Source organism: Pseudonocardia sp. ICBG1034 (assembly GCF_020131375.1).
Lineage (GTDB): Bacteria > Actinomycetota > Actinomycetes > Mycobacteriales > Pseudonocardiaceae > Pseudonocardia > Pseudonocardia alni.
The window spans coordinates 430890-447608 of sequence record NZ_JAHLEK010000023.1 but is presented as its reverse complement, the minus strand read 5'-3'; the positions used below and the strand labels follow the sequence as shown (position 1 = coordinate 447608).

The 16719-nt window shown below is 75.8% G+C and carries 17 protein-coding genes and 1 pseudogene; 9 read left to right on the top strand and 9 right to left on the bottom strand.

Going from position 1 to position 16719, the window contains the following annotated elements; all coding sequences use genetic code 11:
- The first annotated feature begins 43 nt into the window (after positions 1–43).
- The 4 genes and pseudogenes from KPF22_RS26390 to KPF22_RS26375 form a co-directional block, all read left to right on the top strand.
- Positions 44–442, top strand: a complete 399-nt coding sequence (locus KPF22_RS26390) for a 6-carboxytetrahydropterin synthase (RefSeq protein WP_208823205.1) — start codon at positions 44–46, stop codon at positions 440–442.
- On the top strand, positions 439–1503 hold the full coding sequence (locus KPF22_RS26385) for a glycosyltransferase family 4 protein (protein ID WP_224403584.1): 1065 nt from the start codon (positions 439–441) through the stop codon (positions 1501–1503). The genes KPF22_RS26390 and KPF22_RS26385 overlap by 4 nt, the downstream gene beginning before the upstream one ends.
- Positions 1504–1571: 68 nt before the next feature.
- Complete coding sequence (locus tag KPF22_RS26380; protein WP_224403984.1) at positions 1572–2396, top strand: SAM-dependent methyltransferase; 825 nt, start codon at positions 1572–1574, stop codon at positions 2394–2396.
- Positions 2393–3238: pseudogene (locus KPF22_RS26375) on the top strand (lysylphosphatidylglycerol synthase domain-containing protein); the annotation flags it as partial. The gene KPF22_RS26380 and the pseudogene KPF22_RS26375, both read left to right, overlap by 4 nt.
- 60 nt (positions 3239–3298) lie before the next feature.
- Here KPF22_RS26375 and KPF22_RS26370 read toward each other — a convergent pair.
- Complete coding sequence (locus KPF22_RS26370; RefSeq protein ID WP_374107541.1) at positions 3299–4009, bottom strand: creatininase family protein; 711 nt, start codon at positions 4007–4009, stop codon at positions 3299–3301.
- Here KPF22_RS26370 and KPF22_RS26365 point away from each other — a divergent pair.
- Positions 3911–4705 (top strand): GTP cyclohydrolase II, encoded by a 795-nt coding sequence (locus KPF22_RS26365; protein ID WP_374107540.1) that lies wholly within the window; start codon positions 3911–3913, stop codon positions 4703–4705. The two genes, KPF22_RS26370 and KPF22_RS26365, sit on opposite strands and share 99 nt — an antisense overlap.
- Here KPF22_RS26365 and KPF22_RS26360 read toward each other — a convergent pair.
- Positions 4699–5679, bottom strand: a complete 981-nt coding sequence (locus KPF22_RS26360) for a zinc-binding alcohol dehydrogenase (protein WP_224403583.1) — start codon at positions 5677–5679, stop codon at positions 4699–4701. The genes KPF22_RS26365 and KPF22_RS26360 overlap by 7 nt on opposite strands.
- Before the next feature lie 93 nt (positions 5680–5772).
- Here KPF22_RS26360 and KPF22_RS26355 point away from each other — a divergent pair, with 93 nt between their 5' ends.
- Positions 5773–6441 (top strand): dihydrofolate reductase family protein, encoded by a 669-nt coding sequence (locus KPF22_RS26355; protein ID WP_224403582.1) that lies wholly within the window; start codon positions 5773–5775, stop codon positions 6439–6441.
- 8 nt (positions 6442–6449) lie between these two features.
- Here KPF22_RS26355 and KPF22_RS26350 read toward each other — a convergent pair whose 3' ends face one another.
- The 5 genes from KPF22_RS26350 to ppk2 all read right to left on the bottom strand — a co-directional run bounded on the left by KPF22_RS26350 (position 6450) and on the right by ppk2 (position 12205).
- A complete protein-coding gene (locus KPF22_RS26350; RefSeq protein WP_224403581.1) occupies positions 6450–8792 on the bottom strand; it encodes a CDP-alcohol phosphatidyltransferase family protein in 2343 nt (780 codons plus the stop codon).
- A 50-nt stretch (positions 8793–8842) separates the two neighbouring features.
- Entirely contained in the window at positions 8843–9595 is a 753-nt protein-coding gene (locus tag KPF22_RS26345; protein ID WP_208823201.1) for an FkbM family methyltransferase, read from the bottom strand.
- Positions 9596–9638: 43 nt separating this feature from the next.
- Positions 9639–10196 (bottom strand): TetR/AcrR family transcriptional regulator, encoded by a 558-nt coding sequence (locus KPF22_RS26340; protein ID WP_224403580.1) that lies wholly within the window; start codon positions 10194–10196, stop codon positions 9639–9641.
- Between the two features lie 25 nt (positions 10197–10221).
- Positions 10222–11316, bottom strand: a complete 1095-nt coding sequence (locus KPF22_RS26335) for an SDR family oxidoreductase (RefSeq protein WP_224403579.1) — start codon at positions 11314–11316, stop codon at positions 10222–10224.
- A 91-nt stretch (positions 11317–11407) separates the two neighbouring features.
- Entirely contained in the window at positions 11408–12205 is a 798-nt protein-coding gene (ppk2, locus tag KPF22_RS26330; protein ID WP_208823197.1) for a polyphosphate kinase 2, read from the bottom strand.
- Positions 12206–12344: 139 nt separating this feature from the next.
- On the opposite strand from ppk2, the gene KPF22_RS26325 reads away from it, so the two are divergent.
- Positions 12345–13544, top strand: coding sequence for an MFS transporter (locus tag KPF22_RS26325; RefSeq protein WP_224403578.1), 1200 nt, complete (start codon positions 12345–12347; stop codon positions 13542–13544).
- 5 nt (positions 13545–13549) lie between these two features.
- Here the strand turns inward: KPF22_RS26325 and KPF22_RS26320 are convergent, their stop codons facing one another.
- Positions 13550–14236, bottom strand: a complete 687-nt coding sequence (locus KPF22_RS26320) for an SGNH/GDSL hydrolase family protein (RefSeq protein WP_224403577.1) — start codon at positions 14234–14236, stop codon at positions 13550–13552.
- 22 nt (positions 14237–14258) lie between these two features.
- Positions 14259–14963 (bottom strand): DsbA family protein, encoded by a 705-nt coding sequence (locus tag KPF22_RS26315; RefSeq protein ID WP_224403576.1) that lies wholly within the window; start codon positions 14961–14963, stop codon positions 14259–14261.
- Between the two features lie 124 nt (positions 14964–15087).
- On the opposite strand from KPF22_RS26315, the gene KPF22_RS26310 reads away from it, so the two are divergent.
- Both KPF22_RS26310 and KPF22_RS26305 read left to right on the top strand, forming a co-directional pair.
- The gene (locus KPF22_RS26310) at positions 15088–15945 is read left to right on the top strand and encodes an NAD(P)-dependent oxidoreductase (RefSeq protein ID WP_224403575.1); all 858 of its coding nucleotides are present in this window, start codon (positions 15088–15090) and stop codon (positions 15943–15945) included.
- A gap of 77 nt (positions 15946–16022) precedes the next feature.
- Positions 16023–16718, top strand: coding sequence for a response regulator transcription factor (locus KPF22_RS26305; protein ID WP_073577591.1), 696 nt, complete (start codon positions 16023–16025; stop codon positions 16716–16718).
- The last annotated feature ends 1 nt before the right edge of the window (position 16719 follow it).

Here is a 16719-nt window from a genome sequence, read left to right as displayed (position 1 = left end):
TCTGGACAACCGGTTCAGCGAGCGCCGCGCGCAGGAGGACCGCTTGTTCAGCATCACCGTCCGTGACCACGTCATGGTGGCGCACAGCCTGCGCGGCGAGGTCTTCGGACCGGCGCAGCAGCGCCACGGCGCGACCTTCCTCGTCGACGCCACCTTCCGGCGCCCCGAGCTGGACCCGGACGGGATCGTCGTCGACATCGGGCTGGCCACCGCCCAGCTCGCGGAGACGCTCGCCGACCTCAACCACCGCGACCTCGACGACCACCCCGAGTTCGCGGGCGTCAACACGACCACCGAGTTCCTGGCCCGGGCGATCGCGGACCGGCTCGCCGACCGCATCGGCGCGGGGAAGCTCGGCGGCAACGCCGGCGGGCTGACCGGCCTGACGGTGACACTGCACGAGTCGCACGTCGCGTGGGCGAGCTACGAGCGGGACCTGTGACGGCTCCCGCACCGCCCCGGACCACGGGGCGTGCGGTGCACGTCGTCGTCCCCGCCGGGATCGACGATCCGCGCTCCCCGAGCGGCGGGAACCGCTACGACCGCAATGTCTGCGCCGCGTTCGACCGACCCGTGCGGGAGATCGCCGTCGCGGGTGGCTGGCCGGACCCGGACCGGGCCGCCCTCGAGCGGCTCGACGCGGCGCTCAGGGGTGTCCCGGACGACGCGTCGGTGCTGCTCGACGGGCTCGTCGCCTGCGCCGCGCCCGGGGTCCTCGCCCGTCACACCGGCCGGGTACGCGCGGTCGTCCTGGTGCACCTGCCGCTGGGCGACGAGCACGGGCTCGCCGCGGCGGTCGTCGCGGACCGCCGGGGCCGGGAGCACGCGGCGCTGCACACGGCGGCCGCCGTCGTCGCCACCAGCCGATGGACGGCACGGCGGGTGGTCCGTCTGCACCAGCTGCCCCTCGCCCGCGTGCACGTCGCGTCGCCGGGGGTGGACCCTGCCCCGATGACGTCCGCGCACCCGTCCGGTACCCGGCTGCTCGCGGTCGGGGCCCTCACCCCGACCAAGGGCCACGACCTGTTGGTCGAGGCCCTCGCCCGCGTCGCCGACCGGGAGTGGACGTTGCGCCTGGCCGGGCCGCTCGACCGCGACCCCGCGCACGCCGCGGCCGTGCGCGCGGCGGTGGACCGGCACGGCCTGGCCGGGCGGATCACCCTCACCGGCCCGCTGACCGGCCCCGCCCTCGACGCCGCCTACGCCTCCGCGGACCTGCTCGTGCTCCCCTCGCGCACCGAGAGCTACGGGATGGTCGTCACCGAGGCGCTGGCCCGGGCCGTCCCGGTGATCGCCGCTGCGGTCGGCGGGGTGCCCGAGGCGCTCGGCGACGGTGGGCTGCTCGTCGACCCCGGCGACCAGGACGCGCTGGCCGGCGCGCTGCGGTCCTGGCTGACCGACCCGGGGATGCGCGCGGACCTGCGCGCCGCCGCCCGGGACCGCCGGGACCGGCTCGACGGCTGGGCCGACACCGCCCGCGCCCTCTGCGCGGTGCTGCCGTGAGCGCCGCCGCCGGCCACCGCGCCGCCGACCACCGCGCCGACCACCGCGTCGACCACACCGCCGTCCCGATCCAGGGTGCGGCGGGCAACCCGGTCTGCCCGCCGGAGTGGCTCGCCCTGCGCGAGCCCGCCGACGCCGACGCCCGCTCGACCGCGCTCGCCGACGCCGTCCGCGACCTCCTGCCGCCGGGCCCGCTGCTGGTGCGCGACCTCGGCTGCGGCACCGGGTCGATGGGCCGCTGGCTCGCCCCGCGCCTCGCCCGGCCCGGTGGCCAGCACTGGGTCCTGCACGACCGCGACCCCGTCGTGCTCTCCCACGCCGTCGCGTCGCTGCCCGGCGGGGTGACCGCCGAGGCCGGCCCCGGCGACCTCACCGGGCTCGGCGCCGACGCGCTGGCCGGGACGTCGCTGGTCACCGCGTCCGCGCTGCTCGACCTGCTCACCGCCGAGGAGATGGACGCCCTGGCCGCCGCCTGCACCGCCGCCGGCTGCCCCGTGCTGTTCACCCTGACCGTGTCCGGCCGGGTCCGGCTGCACCCCGAGGACCCGCTCGACGCCGAGATCGGCGCCGCCTTCGACGACCACCAGCGCCGCGACGAGAACGGCCGCCGGATGCTCGGGCCGGACGCCCCCGCCGCCGCGGCGGCCGCGTTCGCCCGGCACGGCGCGCGGGTCCGCACCGCCGACTCGCCGTGGCGGCTCGGTCCCGACCGGCCCGCGCTGCTCCGCGAGTGGCTGGCCGGACGGCTCGACGCGGCGTGCGCGCAGCGTCCCGGTCTCGCCGCGCACGCCGGTGCCTACCGCGACCGGCGCGAGCGCGCCCTCGACGCGGGGGAGCTCACCGTCTCGGTCGGGCACACCGATCTGCTGGCGGTGCCGGGGGGACGGTCGTGAGCGGTCGGGTGGGTCCGGCCCTGCGGCTGTTCGCCGGGGTGGGGCTGCTCGCCGTGCTGGTCGTGCAGGTCGGTGTCGGTCCGGTGCTGGAGCGCCTGCGCGGCGTCGGCCCGGCGGCCGCCGTCGCCGCGCTGCTGCTCGGCGCGGTGGCGACCGTGCTCAGCGCCTGGCGGTGGCGGATGGTCGCCCGCTCGATCGGGCTCGGCCTGACCCCGGGACGCGCCGTCGCCGACTGCTACGGCGCCACCTTCCTCAACTCACTGCTGCCCGCCGGGGTCCTCGGTGACGTCCACCGCGCGGTCAGCCACGGGCGCAGCGAGGGGGACCTCGGCGCCGGGGTGAGGGCCGTGGTGTTCGAACGGGTCGCGGGGCACCTGGTCGCGGTGGCGGCCGTCGCCCTCGTCCTGGCGCTGCAGCCGGACCTGCTGCGGGCCGCGGCCGGGGCGGTCCCGGGCGGCGCGGCGCTGCCCGTGCTCGCCGTCGTGGCCGCGCTCGGCGGGGCCGGGTGGCTGCTGCGCGCCCGGCTCGGCCGGGTGTGGTCCGACGCGCGCACCGTCCTGCGCCCGCGCACCGCGGCCGGGGTGGTGCTGACCTCGGCCGGAGCGCTGGCCTGCCACCTCACGTTGTTCGTGCTGGCCGCGCGGGCGGCCGGCGCGACCGCACCGCTCACCGTCCTGCTGCCGTTGCTGCTGGTCGCGCTGCTGGCGATGACGATCCCGCTCACCGTCGGCGGCTGGGGGCCGCGCGAGGCGGCCGCCGCGGCCGGGTTCGCAGCGGTCGGGCTGCCGGCCGCCGAGGGGCTCGCCGCCGCCGTCGCCTACGGGGTGCTGGCGCTCGTCGGGGTCGCGCCCGGCGCGCTCGTGGTGCTGCGGCGCCGCCGCGCGGCCCGGGGGACCGCGCCGTCAGCGCCCGGCGAGCACCCGCAGGTGGCCCGCGAAGGCGACCACGAGCGCGTCGAGCAGGCCCCGGCCCTTGTCGGCGGTGGCGAGCGACGGCCGTCCCACCACACCGGTGGCGGAGTAGGCCGCGAGCCCGGTCGTGAGCAGGTGCGGCCGTTCGTCGGCGACGTGGTCGGCGGTGCGGTACGACGGCCGGACCTGGTCGGGGACGGCGTGCAGCAGGATCGAGGTCTCGAGCTCCCCGGCGTGCATGTCGGCGGTGTTCGAGGTCTCGCAGCCGGCGGATCGGCGGGCGGCGGTCCAGTCCTCGGAGACGGGGAACAGGGCCATGGGCAGCGGCCCGACCGAGGCCTCCTGGACGACGTTGCGCAGGACGTGGTTCCCGCCGTGCGCGTTGACCAGGACCAGCGCGGTGGTGCCGGAGGCGCGCAGCGAGGCGGCGACGTCGGAGACGACCGCGCCGAGCGTCGCCGCGGAGATGCTCACGGTGCCCGCCCACGCGGCGTGCTCGTGGGAGCAGGAGATCGTCAGGGGTGGCAGGACGCGCACGGGGTGGGCCTGCGCGATCCGGGCGGCCACCGCGGACGCCACGAGGGTGTCGGTGGTCAGGGGCAGATGCGGTCCGTGCTGCTCGAGGCTCCCGACCGGGAGCAGGGCCACGGAGGCACCCCGCTCCCGGACGTCCTCGGTGGTGTCGACCGGGAGGGGATTCACGCAGGCGAGGCTCTCACGGCCCCGCCCGATCATGGAGGAGCAACGGTGCACGACGACCGACACGAGTTCGCCGAGTCCCGGTTGACCACACGGCACGGGGAGTTCCGTGCGATCGCCTTCCGCGAGTACGAGGGTGGTCCCGAGCACCTCGCGCTGGTGCACGGCGACCCCACGGACGTGGAGGCGCCGCTGGTGCGGATGCACTCCGAGTGCCTCACCGGCGACGTCTTCGGTGCGCGGCGCTGCGAGTGCGGCGCGCAGCTGTCGATCGCGATCGAGGCCGTCGTCAACGCGGGCCGCGGCGTGATCGTCTACCTGCGCGGGCACGAGGGCCGCGGCATCGGTCTGATCGCGAAGATCCGCACGCACGTGCTGCAGGACGAGGACGGCCTGGACACCATCGACTCGGCCCTCGCGCTGGGGCTGCCGGTGGACGTGCGCGACTTCGGCGCCGCCGCGGTCGTGCTGCGCCACCTCGGCATCGACCGGGTGCGGCTGCTGTCCAACAGCCCGGCGAAGGTCGAGGCGCTGACCGGGCACGGCATCGTCGTCGCCGAGCTGGTGCCGGTGCTCGAGCCCGCCGACGAGCACAACGTGCGCTACCTGACGGCCAAGCGCGACCGGCTCGGCCACGTCCTGCCGCAGGTCGACACGGCCGACGGCGCACCGCGCAGCCACACCGCGACCGGCTACTGAGCTCCGTCGTGCGACACCCGGAGGCACAGCGACGGCGGCCCGCCCGCCGCCATCGCGGCGAGCACGCCCGGCAGCTCGTCGAGCGTGCACTCGCCGCCGACGAGGGCGTCGAACCGCGGGTCGGCGAGCAGCCGCAGCGCCAGCGCCATCCGGTCGCCGTAGCCACGCCGGGCACGGCGCGGCGACACCGTGCCGACCTGGCTGGCGCGGATGGTGAGCCGGCGGCTGTGGAACGCCCCGCCCAGCGGCAGCGGCACCGTGCGGGTGCCGTACCAGCTGAGCTCGACCACCTCGCCCTCCGGCCCGAGCAGCTCCAGCGAGCGCGCCAGGCCGGCCGGGGTGGCGCTGGCGTGCACGACGAGGTCCCGGTCGCCCTCGGCGTCGTCGGGAGAGGCGAACTCGACGCCGAGCGCCGCGGCGACGGCGGCCCGGTCCGGGTCGGGGTCGACGAGCTGCACCCGCGCGCCGGGCAGCCCGGCCAGGACCGCGGCCACCGCCGCCCCGACCATCCCCGCCCCGACGACGGCGATCCGGTCGCCGACCAGCGGGGCGGCGTCCCACACCGCGTTCACGGCGGTCTCGACGGTGCCGGCGAGCACGGCGCGCGCGGCGGGCACGTCGTCGGGGACGACGGTGACCGCGTCGACGGGCACCACGAACCGGCTCTGGTGCGGGTACAGGCAGAACACGGTCCGCCCGGCGAGCTCCGGCGGGCCCTGCTCGACCTCGCCCACCGCGAGATAGCCGTACTTCACCGGGGCGGGGAAGTCGCCGTCCTGGAACGGGGCCCGCATCCGCTCGTGCTCGGACTCCGGGACCTCGCCGCGGAACACCAGGGTCTCGGTGCCGCGGCTGACGGCGGTGTACCGGGTGCGCACGAGCACCTCGTCGGGCCCGGGGTCGGGCACCGGCACCGTCCGGATCTCGCCGTGCCCCGGCGCGGCCAGCCAGAACGCCCGTGCCTCGTGTCCCACCGCACCGTCCCCGATCCCGGCGCCCGGCGCGCCGACGGTCCTGACGGTATCCGGACGTATCGGGCGACGGCCCGGTGCGCGGAGGTGGTCTGAGTGGACCGGCCATACGTGCTGGCGTCGGTCGCGATGTCGCTGGACGGCTACATCGACGACGCCGGCCCGGACACCCTGGTGCTCTCCGACGCCGACGACCTCGACCGCGTGGACGCCGTGCGCGCGGGGGTCGACGCGATCCTGGTCGGCGCGGGCACCGTCCGCGCCGACGACCCGCGGCTGCTGGTGCGCCGCGCGGAGCGTCGCGCCGGGCGGGTCGCCGACGGCCGCCCGCCGTCGCCGCGGCGGGTGGTGCTGACCACCGGGGCGTCGCTGGACCCGTCGGCCCGGGTGTTCGCGGGCGGGGACGCCCCGCTGGTGTTCACGGCCGGACCGTCCGCGGCCGCGCTGCGCGAGCGGCTCGGCGACACCGCCGAGGTCGTCGCCGCGGGGGACCCGCCGGACCCGTGCGCGGTGCTCGACGACCTGGCCGCCCGCGGCGTGCGGCGGCTGCTGGTCGAGGGCGGGGGCGCTGTGCACACCGCGTTCCTCACCGCCGGGGTGGTCGACGAGCTGCACGTGGTCGTCGCGCCGTTCTTCGTCGGCGACGCCCGGGCCCCGCGCTTCGTGCACGACGGCCGGTTCCCCCAGTGCCCGCAGCGCGGCATGTCCCTGGTCGAGGCCCGCCCGATGGGCGACCTGGTGCTGCTGCGCTACCGCGCGTCCTGAGCCACCGGTCAGGAGAACGCGGCCAGGAAGCGGTCCCGGAGCCCGGCCATCGGCCACGGCGGCGCGTCCGGCGGCGGGAGCAGCCCGGGCGTCCAGCCCCAGTCGTCGATCCGGTCCAGCACCTCGGTGTCGCGGGTGATCACCGAGACCGGGACGTCGGAGCCCGCGCCGGGCCCGGACACCGTCGCGCCGGGCTCGTGGTCGCCCAGCATCAGCACGACGAGGTCCCGGTCGCCCTCCGGGCGGTCGGCCACCCAGCCGGTGGCGCTGCGCAGCGCGTACTCCAGCGAGGTGAGGTAGTCCGCGCGCAGCGTCGCCCGGTCCAGGGAGAAGATCGTGTCGTAGGCCTGCTGGCCGTCGGCGTACGGCCCGTAGACGGCGCCGTCGCCGATCCCGGCCGGGTCGAGCAGCGGCGGCACCGGCGACCACGGCGCGTGGCTGGAGGTCAGGACCACGGTGCCGAGCAGCGGGCCCCGGCCCGGGCGGTCGAGCTCGAGCCGGGAGAACGCGTCGAGGGTGTACTGGTCGGGCATCGGGGACCAGCTGAACGGCGGGCCCGCGTAGCCGAGGTCGGCGCCGGCGTGCACCCGCTGGTGGCCGAAGAACGCGGCCTCGGGCCACTCCCGCGTCGTCGCCGGGGTGACGACGGCGGTCTCCCACCCGGCGTCGCGGAACGCGCGGGGCAGCGTCAGCCGGTTGGACGCGGTGAGCCGGTCGTGCGCGCCCTGGTCGGCGATCGACAGCCCGGAGAACAGCGTCGCGTGGGCGAGCCAGCTGCCGCCGCCGTTGATCGGTGCGGTGAGCACGCCGCTGCGCGCGCCGTACCCGGCCGCGGCGAGGCGGGCGTCGGCCCCGGCGAGCACCGGCCGGATCCGCGGCGCCATCTCCGGGGCGTGCTGGGCGTTGCGGCCGTAGCTCTCCACGAAGACGATGACGACGTCCGTGCCGTCCAGCGCCGTGAGCAGCGACTCCGGAGGGCGGCCGGCCCATGCGTCGCGGGCGAGGGACTCGGTGAGCTCCCGGCGCTCGGCCAGCGTGCGCGGGACCTGCTGGGCGCGGTGGGCGACCTCGGCGACGCCGTCGGCGGCGGCCACCGGCACCCCGGGGACGATCCGGGCGTCGGCGAGGGTGCCCACCAGCAGCCAGGCCGCGGCCAGCAGCGCGGCGGTCCCGACGGTGGCCCGCCGGTGCCGGGCCGCGAGCCGCCCGAGCCGGGCCGCCGCGGCCGCCGTCGCCACGACCAGCCCCACCGCGACGACGGCGGCGAGCACGGCGACCGCGGTCCCGGCCGCCGCACCGGCGGCGCCACGCAGGAACTCGTGCGCGTTGCCCAGCAGCGACCAGTCGGACACGGCGTCGAACCGGCGGCCCTGGAAGGCGAGGAAGCCGATGTCGGCGAGCTTGAGCAGCCCGACGACGCCGAGCAGCGTCCCGGCGAGGGCGGCGGCGACCCGCCGGGCCCGCCCGGGCAGCAGCGCGAGCACCGCCGCGCCGAGGACGGCTTCGATCGGCAGCCGCAGCAGCCCGGCCGGGCCGAGGGCGGCCGGGTCGGCGGGCAGCACCAGGATCCCGCCGACGAGCGCGAGGCAGAGCGTGGTGAGCAGCGCGGCCCCGGCCCGGCGGGCGTGGAACGGATGCCGGTCGGCAGCCCGCCACAGCTGCACCACCGACACCCCGAACGACCACGCCAGCGCGGCCAGCGCGACCCCGACCGCGGTGAGCGCGACGGCGTCGGGCAGCACCCCGGCCGCGGTCACGACCAGCACGATCCCCTGCAGGGCGGCGACGACCTTGGCCGAGTAGCGCGGCGGGAGCTCGCCGCGCAGCCACGGCGCGGCCCGCCCGGCGGCGACGAAGGCGTAGCGCAGCAGGCCCAGCGCGGTGACCCACCAGTGCCCGGTCGTCGCGGCGACGTGGACCGACAGCACCATCAGCAGGAACGCGTCGGTCTCCATGTCGAACCGGGCGCCCAGCGCGGTCACGGTGCCGGTGCGGCGCGCGACCGGGCCGTCGACGCCGTCGAGGGCGAGGGCGAGGGCGGTGAGCGCCACCAGCGCGACGGTCCCGGCGCCGTCCAGGCCGACCAGCGCGACGACCGCCACGGCGAGCGCGCCGCGGGCCAGCGTGACCACCCCGGCCGGGCCGAGCGTCCGCTCCCCGGCGCGGCGCGCGGCCCGCAGGAGCAGCGCCGCGGCGACGACGCCGACGACGGCCGCGCCGGTGACCCGCAGGGCACCGGCGCCGGTGGTCGGCACGAGCACGGCGAGGACGGCCGTGAGCAGCACCGCGCCCGCCGCGACCTGGAGGGCGACGGGGGCGGTGGCGGCGGTGCCGCTGGTCCTACGGAGCATGAGGTGTCCAGCATGCCCGACTTGTCCGGAGATCAGCCCGGGCGGTGGGGTCAGTCGGGCAGGTGGCGGGCGTAGACGTCGCCCGAGCGGCCCAGCGGGCGGCGCCGGTCGAGCAGGGCGCGCAGCGCGGCGGCGTCGACCCAGCGGTCGCCGGCCGAGACGTCCCAGGTCATCGTCTCGACGGGGGAGTAGCGGTAGACGTAGCGGCCCAGGGCCTCGATGCGGGCGAGCGACTCCAGGGTGGCGTCGTGCGCGGCGGGCAGGTACTCCACCGAGAGCGCGGGCAGCGGCCGGGACAGTCCGTCGAGGACGGCGGCCTCGAAGCCCTCGACGTCGATCTTGCAGAAGGCGGGGACGCCGTGCTCGGCGATGAGCGCGTCGAGCGTGCTGACCGGCACCTCGATCGAGGAGTCCCAGGTCACCCGGGCGAACCCGGCGTCGTCGGCGACGGTGTCGCGCCAGCGCTGGGACAGCGTCGAGACGGTGGGGGTGGCGCGGGAGACCCCGAGGTGGGCGGTGCCCGCCGCGGCGCCGAGCGCGAGGGGCAGGACGGTCACGGCGTCGTCGCGGCCGAAGAACAGGCGCAGCAGCCGGGTGAAGTCCGGCTGCGGCTCGACGGCGACCACCCGCGCGCCCAGGGCGCGCCAGGCGCGGACCCGGTTGCCGGCGTGCGCGCCGACGTCGAAGGCGAGGTCGCCGGGGCGCAGGAACGCGGAGTAGAAGCGGCGCATCCGGCGCTGCCGACCCGGGATCCCGTGGTAGGTCGCGAGGGAGCGGGCGATGCCGGAGGCGCGGGTCAGCACACCCCGAGCGTAGTGGGCGAAAGGGAGGAACCAGACGTGCGGATCAGGGGGTGGCCGGGCTGCGGCCGGCGGTCTCCACGACCCCGGCCAGCAGCGTCCGCTCGGTGACCCCGACGATCTCCTGCCGGGCGAGCCTGCCGTCGTGCGCGGCGAGGACCGCCCGGGTCAGCAGGGCGTACAGCGCCTCGGTCATCCACGTCGCGGACTGGGTCACGCAGAAGGCCCCGCTCCGCTGGCCGCGCCGGAACAGCTCGACGAGCAGGGTGTCCATCTCGGCGTAGCGGGCCAGGACCTCGTCGCTGGACTGGATGCGCTCGGCGAGCACCCACAGGTCCACCGAGGGCAGCAGGCCGACGATGACCCGGCGCACCGCCTCGATCGGGTCGCCCTCGTCGGTCCGGGCCTCCCGGATCGCGGCGATCCCGCGCTCCACGCCCATCTCGCTGAGCTCGGAGAGCAGGGCCTCCCGGCCGTCGACGAGCCGGTGCAGGGTCGCCCGGCTGATGCCGGCGCCGGTCGCGATCTCCGACATCGACGCGGCCGGGTTCTGCACGAGCACGGTCGCGGCCGCGAGGAGCACGTCGTTCCGCTCGATGGCCACGCCGGAGACGGTAGACCTCTCGGCGTCAGACCATCGCAGCCGTTCCGACCTGCGGATTCACGCGGAAGAAGCGGACCATCGCGTCGACGTGCCCGGTGAACGGCGGGCAGTGGACGCCGAGCCCGCCGAGCATCGCCGTCGTCGCGTCGGTGTCGTAGTGCGACGGGTGGGTCAGGTACTCCAGCGTGCTCGACGGGACCTGGAACAGCCGTCCGACGCCGGGTACGTGGTCGATGGAGAACGCGGCGAGCCCGACCGGCATCGGCACCACGCGCAGCTGCTTGCCGAGCCGGTCGGCGAAGACCTCGCACATCTCGGTCACCGTCGGCGGGGCGGGCTGGGCCAGCGCGAACGTCCGGTTCACCGCCGGGCCGTGCCCGGCCAGCGCGGCGATCCCGTCGACGACGTAGTCCGAGGGCACCAGGTTGAACCGGGTCCGCGACGCGGCGCGGGGGAGCGGCGCGAACGCCGTCCGGCCCTGCCGGGCCAGCAGCTGGAGCAGGTAGTAGGGGCCGTCGAACTTCTGCGTCGCACCGGTCACCGAGTCCCCGACGACGACCGAGGGCCGGTAGACCGACACCGGCAGGCCGGCGTCGCGCGCCTTCGCCACGACGCGCTCGGCCTCGTGCTTGGTGTGGTCGTAGTGGTTGGCGAAGGGCTGGCCGAGCTCCAGGTCGGTCTCGGAGAAGATGCCGTCGTAGCGGCCCGAGACGTAGCAGGTCGACACGTACTGCAGCCGGACCAGCTGCGACGCGGCCTCGGCGAACCGCACGACGTGCCGGGTGCCCTCGACGTTCACCCGCCAGGCGACGTCCGCCGGCACCGAGAGGTCGTAGACCGCGGCCAGGTGGAAGATCTCCAGCGGTCCGCCGAGCAGACGCTCGCGCTCGACCTGCTCCAGTCCCAGCCCGTCGACGGTGATGTCCCCGACGACGAGGTCGGTGCGCCCGGCGATCTCCGGCGCCTCGCGCTCGATCCGGGCCAGCGTCGTGCGGGCCTGGTCGAGGAACTTCGCCTGCACCAGTGCGACCGCGCGTGCGTCGGGTGCGCGGCGCAGGGTCCGCGGCAGCAGGGCCGACCCGAGGAACCCCGGGAACCCGGTGAACAGCACGACACCCACGGGTGCACCGCCTCTCGCGCGGCGTCCGTGCCGCATCGTCGCTCGTCCGGACGGTATCCGGTACCGGCCGTACCGTCCGGGTGGATGTGACCTAGATCAGCGTCGACGCGTGGTCGGGCACGTCGCGCTGCACCTCGCGCGGCGGGCGTTCGTAGCCCGTCGACGGCTTCCGGTCCGGCAGTGTCAGCACCTGGCGCGCCACCGGCTCCCAGGGGATCGACCCGAGCAGGTGGTGGATCATGTTGATCCTCGCGTTGCGCTTCTGTTCGGCCTCGACGATCCACCACGGTGCGTACTCGGTGTCGGTGTGGATCAGCATGTCGTCGCGGGCGCGGGAGTAGTCGTCCCAGCGGGTCATCGACTCGAGGTCCATCGGCGAGAGCTTCCACTGCTTGAGCGGGTTCTCCAGCCGCTCGGCGAACCGCCGCGCCTGCTCCTCGGCGCTGACCGAGAACCAGTACTTGCGCAGGTGGATGCCGTCCTCGACGAGCATGTTCTCGAACACCGGCGCCTGGCGCAGGAAGCGGCGGTACTCGGTCTCGGTGCAGAACCCCATCACCCGCTCGACGCCGGCGCGGTTGTACCAGGACCGGTCCATCAGCACGATCTCGCCGGCCGCGGGCAGCTGCTCGACGTAGCGCTGGAAGTACCACTGCCCCCTCTGGCGCTCGGTCGGCGCGGGCAGCGCGACGATCCGGGTGAACCGTGGGTTGAGGTACTGGGTGACCCGCTGGATCGCTCCGCCCTTGCCCGCGGCGTCGCGTCCCTCGAAGACCACGACCACCCGTGCGCCCGACGCCCGGACCCACTCCTGCATCTGCAGCAGCTCGCCCTGCAGGCGGAGCAGCTCGGCGTCGTAGACCTTGCGCGGCAGCTTCGGGGTGCTCACCGGCACAGCCAACCAGAAGGCGGGGTGACGTGGCGGACAGCACGGTGGGCTGGCGCGTCGCCTATTTACTCGTTTAGCGTGTTTATTCGCGACGACGACGCCGCCTCCCTGTCCTGCCACTCCCCGGAGGAGGCACCCGATGCGTGCAATCACCACCCGTCCCGCCTTCGCGCTCGCCGCACTGGCCGTCGGCGCCTTCGCCATCGGCACCGGCGAGTTCGTGATCATGGGCCTGCTGCCCGACGTCGCCGGCGGGCTCGCCGTCGACATCCCCGACGCGGGCCGGCTGATCTCGGCGTACGCGGTCGGCGTCGTCGTGGGGGCCCCGCTGCTGGTCGCGGCGGCGAACCGGTTCCCGCGCAAGCACGTCCTCATCGGACTCATGGCCGGCTACGCCGCGTTCAACGTGCTGTCCGCCGTCGTGCCCGGCTTCCTGCCGGTGCTCGCCGCCCGGTTCCTCGCCGGGCTGCCGCACGGCGCCTTCTTCGGGATCGGCGCCGTCGTCGCGGGCGGGCTCGTGAGCGCCGACCGCCGGGCCCGCGCGATGGCGACGATGTTCGCCGGGCTGACCCTGGCCAACGTCGCGGGCGTCCCGGCCGGGACCCTGCTCGGCCAGCAGCTCGGGTGGCGGCCGGTGTTCGGCGTCGTCGGGGTGATCGCCGCGGTCGCCGCGGTGGCCGTCGCCGCCTGCGTCCCCGACGTCCGCGACGCCACCCCGGTGCGCCTGCGCGCCGAGCTGCGCGCCCTCACCCACCGTCCGGTGTGGACGGCGCTGCTGGTCGCGACGGTCGGCGGGGCCGCGCTGTTCAGCACCTACAGCTACATCACCCCGATGCTGGTCGAGGTCGCCGGGTTCACCCCGACCGAGGTCACGCTGCTGCTCGCGTTGTTCGGCGTCGGCATGACCGTCGGGAACCTGGTCGGCGCCCGCCTGGCCGACATCGCGACCATGCCGACGATCTACGGCGCACTCGTCGCCGACGCCGTCGTCGCGTTGCTGTTCGTGCCTGCCCTGCAGAACCAGGCGACCGCGGTCGTCGCCCTGTTCGCCTTCGCCGTGACGACGTTCGCGCTGGTCCCGGCGGTGCAGCTGCGGATCATCAGCGGCGCCGGTGACGCGCCGAACCTGGCCTCGGCGGCCAACCAGGCCGCGTTCAACGTCGCCAACGCGATCGGGGCCGCGCTGGGCGGCATCGTGATCGCGGCCGGGTTCGGCTACGCCTCGCCGAACGTCGTCGCGGCCGGGCTGGCCGTGGTCGGGCTGGTCGTCGCGGTGCTGGCCGGGCGTGGGGACCGGACGGCGGCGTCCCGGGCGCGCGCGGTCGCCGCGGCGGTGTGACGGGTTCAGTACCCGGCGCGACGCAGCGCCTCCCCGAACACCTCGGTGATGGCGGCGTAGCCGCGGTCGTTGGGGTGGAACCGGTCGGAGGCGAGCTTGCCGCGCCAGTGCCGCGTCCGCGGGTCCCGCAGCTCGGCCAGCACCAGCCCGCGGCGCCGCACGGCGTCGTCGATCAGGCCGTTGACCTGCACCGCCGCGGCGAAGGTGCCCGGCTGGTTGCCGACGACCGTGCCGCGCGGGAGCCGGTCGAGCAGGGCCGCGTACCGGCTCCCGACGCCCTCCTGGTGCTTGGGCTGCATCAGGTCGTTCGACCCGATCAGGCACAGCAGCAGGTCCGGGTGCAGCCGCAGCGCCGCCGGGAGCTGCGCGTCGAGGACGTCGTCGACGCGGGCGCCGTACTGGGACAGGTTGACCGTGCGCCAGCCCGGCAGCAGCCCGACCAGCTGCCCGAACCAGCCGCACTCCGGGGCCGACGCGCCGACGCCCTGGGCCATCGAGTCGCCCAGCGCGACGCACAGCGGCCCGGTCCGGACGAGCTCGGTGCGGTTGCGCTGCTCCCAGTACGCGGCGTAGGGCTCGATCTGCTGCTGCACCCGGCGGATCGCGGGCACGAACCGGGACACCGCGGTGATCACCCGGCCCGGCGGGCGCCCGGTCCGGTTGGAGAAGCCGGGATCGCCCGCGTCGGTCACGTCCCCAGTGAAGCAGAGACCGTCATCGCACCGTCGTCTCCCCGTGCGCGATCCGCGCGGTCAGCGGGGTGTCGGGGAACGACCGCAGGCTCCGCTTGAGCTCGGCGAACCCGGGCCAGGTGGCGAGGGTGTACGTCGCGTCCCACAGCCGCAGCGCGTCCTCGCCGAACGGCACGGAGTCGATCACCGGCCCGAACAGGGCCGGCCCGTCCGGCGGGGAGAACGACAGGATCGGGGTGCCGACGTCGTCGCCGCACCGCCGCCGGGCCTCCGCCACGTTCGCGGCGAGGCCCTCGTCGAGGTCGGTGCCCGTCGCGGCGTCGGCCAGGGCAGGGTCCAGGCCGAGGTCCTCCAGCACTGGACGCAGGTCCCGCTGCTGCGCCATGACGCGCATGACCGGGTCGAAGCCCTCGCCGTCGGGTGCGGGGGAGTCCCACACCAGCTCGCCGAACCGGGTGTAGAGGTCCCCGACGACCTCGGGGCCCGCCACCGCCTCGGCCGCGGCGATCACCCGCAGCATCTCCAGGCCGCGGAGGTGGGAGTCCGGGTAGGACTCCGAGACCTTCCGCCGCTCCTCGTAGGAGATGCCCTCGTTCAGCATCGCCAGCGGCAACGGGCGCCAGTGCACCGCCAGCTCGCGGAGACGGCCCACCTCCACCACCCAGCGGGACGTGACCCAGCAGAACGGGCAGATCGGGTCGAAGAAGAACTCGAGTTCGTCGCTCATCCCGCCCGGGTACCCGGTCGGGGTGCCGGCAGTGCCGCGCAGGCGCGACGGGGCCCTACCCGCGACGGGCCACACGACCCGGCGTGCGTCGGCGCTCCCACGGAGATCGACCTACGGTGGGTCCATGACGACCGTGGCACTGCTGGGAACCGGGATCATGGGCGCCGGGATGGGGCACAACATCCTCGCGGCCGGGCTGGACCTGCGGGTCTGGAACCGGACCGCGGCGAAGGCGCAGCCGCTCGCGGACGCGGGCGCGGCCCTGCACACCGATCCGGCCGACGCCGTGCGCGGCGCCGACGTGGTCGTGACGATGCTGGGGGACGCCGACGACGTCACCGCCGTCCTCGAGCAGGCCGCCGGCGGTCTCGCGCCGGGCCAGGTGTGGCTGCAGACGACCACCGTCGGCGTCGAGCCGTTCGACGGGCTCCGCGCGATCGCCGGGCGCCACGGCCTGACCCTGCTCGACGCGCCGGTGCTCGGCACCCGAGCGCCCGCCGAGTCCGGGCAGCTCGTCGTGTTCGTCGCAGGCGACCCCGCGGCGCGTCCGGTCGTCGACCCGGTGCTCGACGCCGTCGGGAGGCAGACCGTCTGGGTCGCCGAGGACAACACGACCGCCCAGGCGAGCCGGCTCAAGCTCGTCGCCAACAGCTGGGTGCTGGCGATCACCGCAGCGACGGGGGAGTCCGTCGCGCTGGCCCAGGGACTCGGCGTGGACCCGCTGGCCTTCCTCGACGCCGTCGCCGGCGGTCCGCTGGACCTGCCCTACCTGCAGAACAAGGCGAAGGCGATCCTCGACGACGACTTCACGCCCAGCTTCACCGTCGACAACGCGGCCAAGGACGCGGACCTGATCGTCGCCGCGGCGGAGGCCTCGGGCACCCGGCTCGACGTCGCGCCCGCCGTGCGGGACCGGTTGCGGCGGGCGTCGGAGCGCGGGCACGGCGGCGACGACATGGCGGCCGCCTACAAGGCGTCCTGATCACCGGGCGCTGATCACCATCCGCTGATCAGGGCCTGCTCAGGTTCCTCTCAGAGCCGTCGGCGAGACTGGCGCCCATGCGCATTCTGGTGGTCGACGACGACAAGGCGGTCCGTGACTCGCTGCGCCGTTCGCTGGCCTTCAACGGCTACCAGGTCGACCTCGCCGAGGACGGCCAGGTCGCGCTGGACAAGATGCTCACCGACCGGCCCGACGCGCTCGTCCTGGACGTGATGATGCCGCGCGTCGACGGGCTGGAGGTGTGCCGGCGGTTGCGCAGCGCCGGTGACGCGCTCCCGATCCTCGTGCTCACCGCCCGCGACGCGGTGTCGGACCGGGTCGCCGGGCTCGACGCCGGCGCCGACGACTACCTGCCCAAGCCGTTCGCGCTGGAGGAGCTGCTCGCCCGGCTGCGGGCGCTGCTGCGCCGCCGCACCCCCGACGCCGACGACGACGCGGGCACCAGCCCCGCGCTCACCTTCGGCGACCTGTCGCTGGACCCCGACACCCGCGAGGTGTCGCGGGGCGGACGGCCGATCAGCCTCACCCGCACCGAGTTCTCGCTGCTGGAGCTGTTGCTCGCGCACCCGCGCCGGGTCCTGACCCGCGCCCAGATCCTCGAGCAGGTGTGGGGCTACGACTTCCCGACCAGCGGCAACGCCCTGGAGGTCTACGTCGGCTACCTGCGCCGCAAGACCGAGGCCGAGGGCGAGCCCCGGCTGATCCACACCGTGCGCGGTGTCGGCTACGTCCTGCGGGACACCCCGCCGTGAC